Origin of the sequence: Pelagibacterium lentulum, from assembly GCF_003992625.1 — a bacterium.
GTDB lineage: Bacteria > Pseudomonadota > Alphaproteobacteria > Rhizobiales > Devosiaceae > Pelagibacterium > Pelagibacterium lentulum.
Window position 1 is genome coordinate 18,852 of the sequence record NZ_RZMW01000007.1, and the last position, 12,948, is coordinate 31,799.

The 12,948-nt window shown below is 56.7% G+C and carries 12 protein-coding genes; 9 read left to right on the forward strand and 3 right to left on the reverse strand.

Translation table 11 applies throughout. The features are described 5' to 3' along the window. Window positions 1–63 precede the first annotated feature (63 nt). Window positions 64–3,414 carry a tetratricopeptide repeat protein gene (locus EO133_RS01365; protein WP_127070856.1) on the forward strand — a complete coding sequence of 1,117 codons (3,351 nt, stop codon included), beginning with the start codon at window positions 64–66 and terminating at the stop codon, window positions 3,412–3,414. Window positions 3,415–3,438: 24 nt separating this feature from the next. Here EO133_RS01365 and fliP read toward each other — a convergent pair whose 3' ends face one another. Further along, complete coding sequence (gene fliP / locus EO133_RS01370) at window positions 3,439–4,239, reverse strand: flagellar type III secretion system pore protein FliP (protein WP_127070858.1); 801 nt, start codon at window positions 4,237–4,239, stop codon at window positions 3,439–3,441. Beyond that, complete coding sequence (locus tag EO133_RS01375) at window positions 4,214–4,846, reverse strand: FliO/MopB family protein (RefSeq protein ID WP_164734834.1); 633 nt, start codon at window positions 4,844–4,846, stop codon at window positions 4,214–4,216. The genes fliP and EO133_RS01375 overlap by 26 nt, the downstream gene beginning before the upstream one ends. A 195-nt stretch (window positions 4,847–5,041) precedes the next feature. On the opposite strand from EO133_RS01375, the gene flgB reads away from it, so the two are divergent. The 7 genes from flgB (at window position 5,042) to cckA (ending at window position 11,377) form a co-directional block, all read left to right on the forward strand. Next, window positions 5,042–5,446, forward strand: a complete 405-nt coding sequence (gene flgB / locus EO133_RS01380; protein WP_127070862.1) for a flagellar basal body rod protein FlgB — start codon at window positions 5,042–5,044, stop codon at window positions 5,444–5,446. 72 nt (window positions 5,447–5,518) lie between these two features. Continuing rightward, entirely contained in the window at window positions 5,519–5,932 is a 414-nt protein-coding gene (flgC, locus tag EO133_RS01385; protein WP_127070864.1) for a flagellar basal body rod protein FlgC, read from the forward strand. Window positions 5,933–5,944: 12 nt separating this feature from the next. Next, complete coding sequence (gene fliE / locus EO133_RS01390; RefSeq protein WP_127070866.1) at window positions 5,945–6,274, forward strand: flagellar hook-basal body complex protein FliE; 330 nt, start codon at window positions 5,945–5,947, stop codon at window positions 6,272–6,274. A gap of 183 nt (window positions 6,275–6,457) precedes the next feature. Beyond that, window positions 6,458–6,724: a flagellar biosynthesis protein FliQ gene (gene fliQ, locus EO133_RS01395; RefSeq protein ID WP_127070868.1), complete on the forward strand. Its 267-nt coding sequence runs from the start codon at window positions 6,458–6,460 to the stop codon at window positions 6,722–6,724. A gap of 13 nt (window positions 6,725–6,737) precedes the next feature. Further along, window positions 6,738–7,499, forward strand: coding sequence for a flagellar biosynthetic protein FliR (gene fliR / locus EO133_RS01400; protein ID WP_127070870.1), 762 nt, complete (start codon window positions 6,738–6,740; stop codon window positions 7,497–7,499). Between the two features lie 10 nt (window positions 7,500–7,509). Continuing rightward, window positions 7,510–8,595, forward strand: coding sequence for a flagellar biosynthesis protein FlhB (flhB, locus tag EO133_RS01405; protein ID WP_127070871.1), 1,086 nt, complete (start codon window positions 7,510–7,512; stop codon window positions 8,593–8,595). 238 nt (window positions 8,596–8,833) lie between these two features. Further along, window positions 8,834–11,377, forward strand: a complete 2,544-nt coding sequence (gene cckA, locus EO133_RS01410; protein WP_127070873.1) for a cell cycle histidine kinase CckA — start codon at window positions 8,834–8,836, stop codon at window positions 11,375–11,377. A gap of 31 nt (window positions 11,378–11,408) precedes the next feature. Here cckA and EO133_RS20115 read toward each other — a convergent pair whose 3' ends face one another. Beyond that, window positions 11,409–11,564 carry a glycine zipper domain-containing protein gene (locus EO133_RS20115; protein WP_164734830.1) on the reverse strand — a complete coding sequence of 52 codons (156 nt, stop codon included), beginning with the start codon at window positions 11,562–11,564 and terminating at the stop codon, window positions 11,409–11,411. 192 nt (window positions 11,565–11,756) lie between these two features. Here EO133_RS20115 and recA point away from each other — a divergent pair, with 192 nt between their 5' ends. Beyond that, window positions 11,757–12,833 carry a recombinase RecA gene (recA, locus tag EO133_RS01415; protein WP_127070875.1) on the forward strand — a complete coding sequence of 359 codons (1,077 nt, stop codon included), beginning with the start codon at window positions 11,757–11,759 and terminating at the stop codon, window positions 12,831–12,833. The last annotated feature ends 115 nt before the right edge of the window (window positions 12,834–12,948 follow it).

Below are 12,948 nucleotides of genomic sequence, written 5' to 3' on the forward strand. Positions count from 1 at the left end.
AAAGTAAGGCCATTTTAAGAGCTGCCCCATACCTTTGGTCGCGAATATAGACGGTTAGGCAGAATGCTTATGATGACCCAGAACGGGGCGACCTTCATCTCCCGGCCTATGCGACGCATCGCATGGGCCGTTGTTATGCTGTTCATGCTGCTGACATCGGCTTCGGTGGTAAAGGCTCAGGAGCGGTTTGAACTTGAGGTTCAGAACCACGAAACCTTTGGGCGTCTGATCGTTAATTTCCCTGATCGTATGGCGCTGCCCGGCTATCAGGTGAGCAGCGAGAATGGCGTTCTGGCCATCACATTCGACGAGGCGCTGCGCGGCATTCTGCCTGACGTTCCGCTTGCGCTTGGTAACTATGTTTCTGTCGCTCGCATCGACCCGGGCGCAACGGGCATCCGCATGGGGTTGCGAGGGCCGATCCAAGTCAACACGATTGAAGCTGGTGAAGCCTTATATATCGATCTCCTGCCGCCCAACTGGGTTGGACTGCCGCCGTCGCTGCCGCCGGAAGTGATCGCGAGACTGTCCGAGCGCGCCGAAGAGGCGGCGCGGCTTGCCGAAGAGCGCCGTCGTGCCGAACTGGTCGAGGAATTTAACCCCTTAGCAAAAGTACGCGTTGGCCGTCATCCGACCTTTGCGCGCGTGATTTTTGACTGGAATGTCGGCTCGCAAGCGGAGTTTGTGCAAAATGGGACCGAAGCCAGCATTAAGTTCGATTGGCCGGTTCCTATCGATCTCTATGCGGTCTTGTCCGACATGCCTGCGGAGATCGTTTCGGTCGAAAACAGCGTCAACCCGTCAGGCAGTTTCATAAATCTCGAACTCGCGCCAGACGTCGTGGCGCGGTTTTATGAAGAAAGTCCGGCGCAGTTCATTCTCGATATCGATGTGCCAGACGCCGCTCAAACGGTTGTCGATGCCCGCGACCTGGCACGTAACACACCAATCTCGAGCAATCGGAGCGATTCTCTGGTCATTCCCGCTGCGCTCAATGGTAGTGGTTCGCCTGCGATCGACCCCGAACCACAGGCAGTCGTTCAGCCCTATGTCGATGTCGTCGGCACCTCGGTACGGGTTGTCTTTCCGTTCAGGCGCGATACCGCTTCGGCTGTATTCAGGCGCGGCAATGTTGTCTGGATGCTTTTCGATACCAATGCACAGGTGCAGGCGCCGGGCCGGGATCCTGTCTATGATTCCCTGATTGCCGATTTTGCCGTTCATCAAAGCGGTGGCGCACAGGTCATCCGTATGGAAATGACCGAAGACCGGCTGGCAACACTTGGTTCGGAAGGCCGCGCCTGGGTGCTCTCGCTGGGCGATGTGCTGCTCAATGCGACTGTGCCGATTGCACTGGAGCGCCGGCAGAACTCGACCGGCCTCTTTGAGATGACCGCCGATCTTGAGCGGCCGTCGCGCGTTCATCATTTGCGCGACCCTGACGTGGGCGACATTCTTGAAGTGGTAACGGCCTATCCGCCGGCGCGTGGCATCGTGCGCGATTTCCGCTATGTGGATTTTACCGCACCCAGATCGGCGCATGGCCTGGTGATCCGGCCAAACCATGATGAGATCGAGGTGTCGATCGATCGCAACCTTGCTGTCATTTCCGCAAAGGAGGGCCTTACGCTCTCGGCTGTGCAGGCGTCCCAATTCCGCCTGCCGGAAGAGCCGCAGAACGCGACAATGGATTTGCTGAATGCCTATGTGACCCAGCCAGAACAGTTTGCCCCACGCCGCGATGAAATTCTGGCGCGCGTTACGGTGGCGCAGGGCAGGGAACTTGATCGGGCGCGCCAGCAATTGGCCGAATTCTATATTGCAAACAATCTTGCGCATGAAGCGCTTGGCATCTTGCGGGTCATGGGCGATGAGCAGCGCCCAGTCGACAGACCTGAGGCCGTGCTGATTGCGCAAGGCGCTGCAAATGCTCTTGCAGGGCGTTCTCAGGAGGCCATTGCTGCACTGACTTCCAACAGCGTCCGGTTTGAGCCGGACGCAATGCTCTGGCGTGCAATCGCGCGCAGCGAGATGGGCGATTATGAAGCGGCGAGAATGGATGCGATTGGCGCAGAGCAGATCGTGAAATCCTATCCCAACTGGGTGGGCGCGCGCTTCGCGCTTGCAGGGGCCCGCGCCGCCATCATGGCTGAAGATGTCAGCACAGCCAGCCGGTTTCTTGCCAGCGCAACACTGCCGCAGTTGACGCGAGATCAGGCTGCACAATATCAATTGCTGACCGGGATGCTCGATGAGTTGCAGGGCCGCGATCTTGATGCCATTGAAAGCTATGGCCGCGTCATAACCGCCGACCGTCGACCAACGACGACCCAGGCGGTGCTGCGTACGATGTCGGTGCTTGATCGTATGGAACGCCTCGATGTCGCCCGCGCAGTCGATACGCTTTCGGTTCAGGCAGCAATCTGGCGGGGTGACCGCACCGAGCTGGCTGTTCTCGAGCTGCTAACCCGGTTGCAATATCGCAATGGAGATTATCGGGATGCTTTCCAGATTACGCGCGATGCTGCGGCGCGGCATCCGGATTCGCCGGTTCTGAGCACAATGCTCGACAATGCGCGAACTGAATTTGCATCACTTTATCTTGACGGTGCGGCCGATGGCATGGATGCCGTGGAAGCACTGGGGATCTATTACGATTACCGTCATTTGACACCTCCGGGATCGCAGGGCGATTTGATGATCCGCAATCTGGCGGGGCGCCTTATCAAGGTTGACTTGCTCCATCAGGCGGCCGAACTGCTTGAATATCAGATTGACAATCGTCTCCAGGGCGCAGCGCGCGCGCAAGTGGCCGCCGATCTTGCGGTGGTCCATATCGCCAACCGCGCTCCTCAGAAGGCACTCGATGCGCTTTACCGGTCGCGGATCGCTAACCTTCCGCCGGCGCTGGAGCGTCAGCGTCGTGTGTTGGAAGCTCGCGCGCTGGTGGATGCCCGGCGGCACGACCTCGCGCTGGACATCTTGCAATCGGTGGAAGGACGCGATGCGGATATGTTGCGTATCGATGCCTATTGGAATGGACAGCGCTATCAGCAGGCGGCCGAGTTGATCGAGCGCGTTTATCTCGATGACTTGCGCCGCGGCGCCTTGAGCCCCGTGGCCAGAGCCAATCTGGTCAAGGCGGCCGTCGGCTACGTCATGGCAGGGGATATGATCGGGCTTTCACGGCTTAATGGCCGCTATGCCGATGCGCTTTCCACGACGCCGGAATGGCCGCTGTTTGCCTATGTCTCGGAATCTGTGGAGATTACTGAACGCGAATTCCGCGAGATTGCGCGTCAGATTGCATCGACCGACTCGCTCAATGCTTTCTTGAACGCCTATCGCGATCTCTACACCGCGGAAAATGCGATTACGCCCATAAGGGCGGCGCGTGTAGCGGAAGCGAGTTGACGGCTCAACCGGCTAGCGCCTCAGCTAGCCGGTGAAACTTCGGATCAGCGATCCGGCAACAAGGTGCCACCCGTCCACGAGCACAAAGAAGATGAGCTTGAAGGGCAGTGAAATGATGACTGGCGGCAGCATCATCATGCCCATGCTCATAAGGACCGATGCCACCACCATGTCGATAACGACAAAGGGCAGGAACAATAGAAACCCGATCTCAAACGCTCTTCGCAATTCCGAAATCATGAAGGCGGGGATCAATATCCGCAGTTCGAGATCTTCCGGCTCGTCGGGAACGGGCGTCTCTGTCAGATCGAGAAACAGCAGAACGTCGCGATCGCGCACATGAAAGCGCATGAATTCGTGAACCGGCCCGGATGCAAGCTCAATGGCTTCGGACATTTCCACCTGCCCATCGATCAAGGGCGCGATACCCGCATCGTAACTGGCCTGAAGCGTTGGTCCCATGATGAAGGCGGTCAAAAAGAGCGCCAATGAAATCATCACGGAGTTTGGTGGTGCTGTCTGCAGGCCGATGGCCGTGCGCAAAAGGGAAAGCACGACCACGATGCGCGTGAAGCTCGTTACCATTACGAGAATGGACGGCGCGAGCGCCAGTATGGTGACGAGCGCGATCAATTGTATCGCGCGTTCGGTCAGCCCGGTATCGTCACCAAAATCGATCGATATGTCCTGCGCGCTTGCTACATCGGGGATGATGGCAAAGGCAAGCGCCAGAGATACCAATATGCCAAGGCGCAACAGAAGGTTCCAAGGCTCGACAAGCGAACCGGAAGCCCCATTGTTATCGGGATTTGCCCTCGTCGGCATATTCGGTTTCAACTGCATCCGGCGCGGTTTCCTGCAGGTCCCCGGTTTTATTGGGACCAAAGCCGTTCTTAGCTGAGTCGTTACCTTCATTGGGCCGATTGTCGGACTTTCCACTGACAAGTTCGTCAGTGTCATCCTTTATAGAGCGTAGAAGTGCCGTATGGCGCAGCGACGATCCCTTGCGCGGCTTGTCCGAGCGCAGCCGGGCGATGTTGGCCTTGTCCTCATCTTCCTCGGTTCCGGCCGGTGCTGCCGATGCAATAGGCTGTGTGCCGGGGAGAGGCTGGCCACGGCGCGGGGCACGAGCCGGCAGGGAAGGCGGGGCTGGGAAGCCGGCGTCGACGACCAGATCGTTCGGCCCGCCGGTCACGATGAGATACTCCACCTCGTCGCGGCGAATGATGATTGCCTGACGTTTCTGATCGATGGCAACGGAGTCGATAATGGAGAGGCGCTTGTTGCGTCCACGACCCACTGAGCGCGTGGCTTCACCCAGCATCTTGATGAGCCAGACAGCGAAGACGATCAGAACCAGCACGATTCCCAAGGCGAGAATCATCGTTACATATGTCGCCTCAAAGCCAAGCAGATTCGTAATCGTTTGCACCCACATCTCCTGAGTCGTTTATTAAATTTGCCTATTCCAGCGGAATCGGCAGGCAGATTTTGCCTACCATAGCCCCGAAATGTGCCAAAATGCGATAAATCTTGAGGCTTTGGTAAGTATTGTTAACACCCCGTTAACCATCGCTGGGCAACATTTGCCGGGTCAGCAATGCTTATCAATTCAAGGCCCGCTTAAATGGCTATCGGCGATCTTCCAATCTTTACTGCTCTGCGTGATCGCATGCAGTGGCATCAGACCCGGCAAACACTACTTGCCGAGAATGTCGCAAATGCGGAGACCCCCGGCTATGAGGGGCGAGACCTGAAACCTTATGCGTTCAGCGACCATCTAACGCGATCACGGGCCAGTGTCAGCACCGTGACGACAAATGCACGACATTTTTCCGTCGGTGGCTCAGCGGCAGACGCCTACGGGGCGAAACGGATGAATAATTTCGAAGTCACGCCCAAGGGTAACGGGGTCACGCTGGAAGAGGAAATGATGAAGGTCACGACCAACCAGATGGATTACCAGGCTGTGACCACTCTCTACTCCCGCTCGATGCGTTTGGTTCGTATCGCATTAGGAAAACAAGGTTGATCGCACGGTAGTTCCCTGCATTGCGGCAAGAACATGAAGGCCACACGATGCTGAGGTGGCAAGGAAGGGCCTATGAACGATTTTATGACGTCAATCAAAATTGCGGGCAGCGGGCTTAATGCGCAGACAGCGCGCATGCGGGTGATTGCCGAGAATATGGCCAACGCGGATTCGGCGGGTAATACGCCGGGTGAAGATCCGTACCGGCGCCGCATTCCGACATTTCATGCGACCCTCAACAGGGAACTCAATGCTCACGAAGTGCGGATCGGCCGGCTGTCTTATGACATGTCCGCCTTCGATACGCGCTTTGAGCCGGGCCATCCGGCTGCCGACGAGAACGGGTATGTCAAGTATCCCAATGTCAATACGCTGATCGAAACGATGGATATGCGTGAAGCGCAGCGTACTTACGAAGCAAATCTTAATGTCGTGACGGTTTCGCGCCAGATGCTGGGCCGCACACTCGATATTTTACGCGGCTAGGGGCAATAGAAGATGTCAACTCCATTCAATATAGCGGTTGCGGCTTACGGCAACGTTTCCAAACTCGCTTCCGAGCAGCCAGCTGCACATGTGTTGCCTGTGGCCGGAGAAGTGCCGGGCGCAGGTGGCGATTTCGGACAACTTCTCAGCCAGCAGCTTGAAGGTATTTCTGCGGTGGGTAAGGTCAGCGATCAGGTCAGCCTCGATATGGTCAATGGCAATGCCAATGTCGTTGACGTGGTTACGGCGCTGGCAGAAACCGAAGTGGCCATGGAAACCATGGTGACGGTGCGCGATCGCGTGATCTCAGCCTACGAAGAAATCATGCGGATGCCGATCTGACCCTGGCATTGGCGCGTCGGTCCCCGATTTTAGGCCGGTCGAACTTTTGGTGCCCTAGTCCTTGTGCAGGGTTCCGGGTTCGGCCGGTTTCGCATTTTCTGGTGGGAGCCGCTGTCTGCGCGAACAATTCGGTTAATAATGGGTTTAGACTAGCCTCGATTCGGGATTGGCAGGAGCCATAACATGGGTGGTGCAGAAACGCTGGATATCGCCCGCGACGGGATTTGGACGCTGATCCTGATCTCAAGCCCCATGATGCTTGTCGGGCTGGCTGTCGGCGTCATTATCGCGTTGTTTCAGGCGCTTACGCAGATTCAGGAAATGACCCTGGTCTTTGTTCCCAAGATCGTGGCGATCTTTATCACCATGTTGTTTGCCCTGCCGTTTATGGGCGCGACCATGGGCAGCTATATGGATCGGGTGGTCGATATGATCATCATGGGCGGCTAGAAATGGCCGTGTCATGACAGTCTCGTGGGGCCCGGACGTCGCCTATTACTTTTTGCTGCTGTTCGCCCGTGTCGGCACCATTATGATGCTGCTGCCTGCCATTGGCGAGCAGACGATACCTGCTCGCATCAGGCTTGGTTTTGCCCTGGCGTTTTCCTTCGTTCTTTATCCCCTGATTGCCCCTGAACTCGCTGCGACGCCTGCTACGATTGCCGGTGTCGTTGGAACCGTTGCCCATGAATTTGCGGTGGGATTGATCATTGGCGGGCTGATCCGGCTCATTTTGGTGGCCGCGCAGGTAGCAGGGGCGGTTATCGCCTATCAGATGGGGCTTTCGATGGCACAGACGGCCGATCCGACACAGGGCGGCGTGCAAGGCGCGATCGTGGGCAATTTCCTCGCCTTTACCGGGGTAACGCTGATCTTTGTCACCGATATGCACCATATGCTTCTGGCCGGAGTTTATGAGAGCTATTTCTATTTTCCGCCCGATGCGCCGCTGATGTTCGGCGATGCCGCAGAGATGGCTGTCCGGATCATCGCGGGCGGATTTGTGGTTGGTGTGCAGATGGCTGCGCCGCTTTTGGTCTTTGGTCTGGTCTTTTATCTCGGGCTTGGCATTCTCGGGCGCCTCATGCCGCAGATCCAGGTGTTCTTCATGGCGATGCCCGCCAATATCATTATCGGGCTCATCCTGTTCGCCACACTGCTTGGCCTGATGATGACCTGGTACATGACGCATCTGGAAAGCCAGTTCGCGATGTTCAGGGGCTAGGAGGGCGTAAGTGAGCGATCAACCCGAACAGAGCGAAAAGACCGAAGAGCCAACCCTGAAGCGGTTGGAAGACGCGCACAAGAAGGGTGACGTTGCAAAGAGCCAGGAGGTGACGACCTGGTTCATGATCCTTGGTTCGGCCCTGGTTTTTGCCTTTATCGCGCCATCGACGAGCGCATCGGTCATGCAAAGCCTTAAAGGCGTCATCGAGCATGCCGATAAGTTCGAGGTCGGTGGGGATGCTTTCGGGCAGTTTTTTTATCTGATTGCAACTGCCGTCCTGGGCGCGGTCCTTATCCCCATGGCGCTGCTTGCCGTTTGCGGAATTGCCGGCAACATGGTGCAGCACAAGCTGGTGTTCTCGGTCGATCCGATAAAGCCGAAACTCAAGAAGGTTTCGCCGATCTCTGGGTTCAAACGATTGTTCTCGACTGAAGCACTGGTCAATTTCGCCAAAGGGCTATTTAAGCTTGTAGTCTTTTCGACCGTGATGTTTGTCGTTGTGTGGCCAGAGCGTGACCGTCTGGACACGATGGTGACCGCCGACCCGATGATGATCCTGGCGATCTTTCAGGAATTGGGCATCAAGCTCTTTGTCGTAACCTTGATTACGATCACTATCGTTGCGCTGCTCGACTTTATGTATATGCGCCACAAGTGGTGGAAGCGTCAGATGATGACGCTCAAGGAAGTCAAGGATGAGCACAAGCAGATGGAAGGCGATCCGCACATCAAGGCGCGCATCCGTCAAATTCGCCTTGAGCGCAGCCGTCGTCGCATGATGGCTGCTGTTCCCGATGCCACGGTCATCATAACGAATCCGACCCACTTTGCCGTTGCTTTGAAGTATGATCGGGAGATGGCGGCACCTGAAGTGGTTGCCAAGGGCGTCGACGCACTGGCCCTGCGTATCCGGGAGTTGGCCGGCGAGCATGAAGTACCCATCATCGAAAATCCGCCGCTGGCGCGTGCGCTTTATGCAGGCACCGAGGTCGGTGACCAAATTCCAGCCGAACACTTCAAGGCTGTCGCCCAGGTTATTGGCTATGTCATGCGTTTGCGTCAAAAAACGAGTTGGAAAGCAACCAGGCGTTAAGCGGACAATGCGCCTTAGAGCGGTTCAGGTTCTGATGGAATCAAAACCCGGTTCTAAGTCTTTGTTTTGTCGCGTGTCCGAACCGCAAAACCGTTTCCACTTTTGCTGGACAGGCTCTAGGATCGTGAACTGTTAGTCCCGTTTAATCCGCACTACCCAAGGCAAAGCCGGTTTTGCTACCAATAGAAACTACGATTCGGTAAGCACCGGACCTTGAATACAAAGGACATGAAGAGCAATGGCAGTGGCCCCTGTGCATGAGGACAGCTACCCCGAGCCGGTGGTTGCGCGCCCGTCCAGTGGCACGGCTGTGTGGCGCGTTCTGCTGCTGGCGCTGGTCTTTATCGGGGTTGCCGTTGGGTTTTCGCTGATGGGCGATGCCGTACCTTCTGACATGATTCTGCTTTTTCTCGGCATTCTGGCGGTTTTTGGGGTCTTCTCCCTTTTTGCCCTTGCGGCGGGCCTTTTCCGTTTCGTTGGCGGGGAAGACAAACGCACTGTTTCGCGCGCGATCGTGGATAGCCTGCCCTATGGCGCGGTGGTTACCGACCGGGATGGCAAGATCGTCTATGCCAATGCCGCTTATGCCGACCTTTCCCGCGACATTGCCAAAGGGATGCCGGTCGGAGTGCCGCGCCTTTTTGCCAGTCAGCCCGAAGCCAGTGAAGCGGTTTATCGTCTATCCCGCGCTGCGCGTGACGGGCGTACGGTTGTCGAGGATATCAGGATTGGCCAACCCAATGGCGGCACCAAATGGCAGCGCGTGAGCGTGCGCCCCTTGCCCGCATTTGAGGGCGACAACGGCCGTTCCGTCATCTGGTCGGTTGAGGACATTTCCCGCGACAAGGAAAGTCAGGAAAATTTCTACGCCGAATTGCAAAAGGCAATCGATTATCTCGATCATGCGCCGGCCGGATTTTTCTCGGCCAATTCGCGCGGGCGCATTCAGTATCTCAATTCAACGCTGGCCGATTGGCTCGGCTACGATCTTGCGGCGTTCGAGCCTGGCGACCTCGATCTGAACGAGATTGTGCAAGGCGATGGGGCAGGGTTGCTGCTCGGTGGTGGGCAGGACGGAACAGTGCGAACCGAGATCGTCGATCTCGATCTCGTGCGTCAGGACGGCACGAGCTTTCCTGTGCGTTTGCTGCATCGGGCGGCCCGGCTTGCCGAAGGCGAGTTGGGCGAAACACGTACGCTGGTGCTCGATCGCTCCCGTGCTGGCGATGGCAATGAAGCCTTGCGCGCGGCCGAAGTCCGCTTTTCGCGGTTTTTCAACAATACACCGGTGGCGATCGCTGCGCTGGACCGGGAGGGGAAGGTCGTCCGCACCAACGCGCCCTTTACCCGGATTTTCGGTCTTTCGACCGGCGAGCGTGGTATTGAGGGCCTCGATATTGCATCGCTGATTGGCGAGGACAGTCGCGCCAAACTGGCGAAAGCGTTTGAGGAGGCCAATGCGCATCGCTCCGAAATCGCACCGGTCGATGCCAATGTGCGCGGCGAGCAGCAGCGTAACGTTCGGATGTATATTTCCGGGGTGGAGCGCTCCGAGGACAGCAACGAAGCCATGGTGCTCTATGCGCTGGACACGACTGAGCAACGGCTTTTGGAAGAGCAGTTTGCACAGGGGCAAAAAATGCAGGCAGTCGGTCAGTTGGCCGGGGGCGTGGCGCATGACTTCAATAATGTTTTGACCGCCATTATCGGGTTTTCTGATCTGCTGCTCATCAAGCACAAGCCCTCGGACCCTTCGTTTGGCGATATCATGTCGATCAAGCAGAGTGCCAATCGGGCGGCCGGACTGGTGCGGCAGTTGCTGGCCTTTTCACGCCGCCAGACGCTGCGTCCGCAGGTTCTCGATATCCCACAGCATATCGATGACCTTACGGTTCTGCTCAAGAGGTTGATCGGCGAGCATGTTTCGCTCGATGTCGAGCATGCGCGTGAGGTTTGGCCGGTTCGGGCCGATCTTGTGCAGCTTGAGCAGGTCATTATCAACCTTGTGGTCAACGCACGCGATGCGATGCCCGAGGGCGGGCAGATTATCCTGCGCACGCGCAATGTTGATGTCGGGGAGGCTGAAACCTATACCTATCGCGGCATGCCGCCTGCCGATTACGTTCTGATCGAGGTTGCCGATACAGGAACCGGCATGAGCGCCGAGATCATGGAAAAGATTTTCGAGCCATTCTTTTCGACCAAGGAACTGGGCAAGGGGACAGGTCTCGGACTCTCGATGGTTTACGGCATCATCAAGCAGACTGGCGGCTTTATCTATCCTGAATCCGAGGTGGGTGTCGGTACCACGTTCCGGCTGTTCCTGCCGCGCCATATTCCGATCGAGGTCGAGGCGCCGCAAAAGGCTGTTGCAGCACCGATCAAGGACCTTACGGGCCATGAGCGCATTCTCATCGTTGAGGACGAGGAAAGTGTTCGCGCGTTCTCCGCGCGCGCGCTATCGGCGACCGGTTATGAGGTGCTTGAAGCAGGATCAGGCGAAGAAGCACTTGAAGTGCTCGACGAAATCGATGGCGAATTGGACCTTCTGATTTCCGACGTTGTGATGCCGGAAATGGACGGGCCAGCACTGCTAAAGCACGTGCGGCAGCGTTATCCTGATCTCAAGGTCATCTTTGTTTCCGGCTATGCGGAGGAAAGTGTGCGCCGGGACCTTGAGGATGATCGCAGCGTCGAGTTCCTGCCCAAGCCCTATTCGCTCGACCAAATCAACACCAAGGTCAAGGATGTGCTCTCCGGCAAGCAGGCAGAGGAGGATTGATCGTGTTGGCCGGAATTTGTCGACGAGCCGTTTAATCTTTATTGCGTTTGCTGCCTAATGCGACAAAGACGCCGCCGATTGCAGCGCCAATCGCAATTCCAACGCCGATGTTGTCTATAGCAACGCCTATCACCACGCCAATCGCAACACCGATGGCTATGCGTGTGCCCATATTTACTCCGATCATATGATTCTCCCCGCGAGTTGGCATCTTATGACAGCGTCGCGACTTCGCCCAGATTTAGAGCATTGTATGTTCTCATTTTGTCTCTTGACATAAGGCGTACAAAATGAGAACAAATATGCAACAAAAGAATTTGTGTTGAGGGGTCACAGGCGCGTTGCGCTGACCGGGCCAAGGTGAAATAAGGAGACAGATATGGCTGGAAGTCAGCTTCGCGTTGTTGACGGGGGTTCTATGGATAAGGGCAAGGCACTTGAGGCCGCTCTGGGACAGATCGAACGCAGCTTTGGCAAGGGCTCGATCATGCGACTGGGGGAAAATACCTCGGTCAATGTCGAGTCGATTTCCACCGGCTCGCTGGGTCTTGATATTGCCCTTGGCATTGGCGGGTTGCCGCGTGGCCGCATTGTCGAAATTTTCGGGCCGGAAAGCTCGGGCAAGACGACCCTCGCGCTGCATGTGATTTCCGAAGCGCAGAAAAATGGCGGCATCTGCGCTTTTATCGATGCCGAGCATGCGCTTGACCCTATCTATGCACGCAAACTCGGTGTCAATGTCGACGAGTTGCTTATCTCCCAGCCCGATGCCGGTGAACAGGCGCTGGAAATCGCCGATACGCTTGTGCGCTCTGGTGCGATCGATGTTCTTGTTGTGGACTCGGTTGCCGCTCTCACTCCGCGCGCCGAGCTTGAAGGTGAGATGGGCGACTCGCTGCCCGGCCTTCAGGCGCGGTTGATGAGTCAGGCCATGCGTAAGCTTACGGCCTCGATTTCCCGCTCGAAATGTATGGTGATCTTCATCAACCAGATCCGCATGAAGATCGGTGTGATGTTTGGCTCGCCTGAAACCACAACCGGTGGCAATGCGCTCAAGTTCTATTCTTCGGTGCGCCTCGATATCCGCCGGATTGGGGCGATCAAGGATCGCGAGGAAGTCGTCGGCAACCAGACCCGTGTGAAGGTGGTCAAGAACAAGCTGGCTCCTCCGTTCCGTCAGGTCGAATTCGACATCATGTATGGGGAGGGTATTTCCAAGACCGGTGAATTGCTCGATCTGGGGGTCAAGGCGGGCATTGTTGAAAAGTCAGGCGCCTGGTTCTCCTATGACAGTCAGCGACTGGGGCAGGGGCGAGAGAATTCGCGCCAGTTCCTCAAGGATAATCCCGAGATCAGCCTGCAGATCGAAAATGGGGTCCGGGAAAGTGCGGGCTTGTTGGCGACCGATCTCATGATTGCCGGTGGCGACGAAGATGCTGCCGAGAGCGAAGACTGATCTGTTGGTTTTCACGCGCTATTGTGCAAGTGATATGGAAAGGCACCGGGCGACCGGTGCTTTTTTGTTTCATGAAGGCGCCAAGGTGGTCGCGGCACGATTGCAACTGGATGCC

What these genes read in the sequence shown, in the direction of transcription:
- fliP (WP_127070858.1), bottom strand. Translation starts at nt 4,239, where the DNA reads ATGCCGACGAGGGCAAATCCCGATAACAATGGGGCTTCCGGTTCGCTT.
- flgC (WP_127070864.1), top strand. Translation starts at nt 5,519, where the DNA reads ATGAACGATTTTATGACGTCAATCAAAATTGCGGGCAGCGGGCTTAAT.
- EO133_RS01365 (WP_127070856.1), top strand. Translation starts at nt 64, where the DNA reads ATGCTTATGATGACCCAGAACGGGGCGACCTTCATCTCCCGGCCTATG.
- fliQ (WP_127070868.1), top strand. Translation starts at nt 6,458, where the DNA reads ATGGGTGGTGCAGAAACGCTGGATATCGCCCGCGACGGGATTTGGACG.
- fliR (WP_127070870.1), top strand. Translation starts at nt 6,738, where the DNA reads ATGACAGTCTCGTGGGGCCCGGACGTCGCCTATTACTTTTTGCTGCTG.
- EO133_RS20115 (WP_164734830.1), bottom strand. Translation starts at nt 11,564, where the DNA reads ATGATCGGAGTAAATATGGGCACACGCATAGCCATCGGTGTTGCGATT.
- recA (WP_127070875.1), top strand. Translation starts at nt 11,757, where the DNA reads ATGGCTGGAAGTCAGCTTCGCGTTGTTGACGGGGGTTCTATGGATAAG.
- cckA (WP_127070873.1), top strand. Translation starts at nt 8,834, where the DNA reads ATGGCAGTGGCCCCTGTGCATGAGGACAGCTACCCCGAGCCGGTGGTT.
- flgB (WP_127070862.1), top strand. Translation starts at nt 5,042, where the DNA reads ATGGCTATCGGCGATCTTCCAATCTTTACTGCTCTGCGTGATCGCATG.
- fliE (WP_127070866.1), top strand. Translation starts at nt 5,945, where the DNA reads ATGTCAACTCCATTCAATATAGCGGTTGCGGCTTACGGCAACGTTTCC.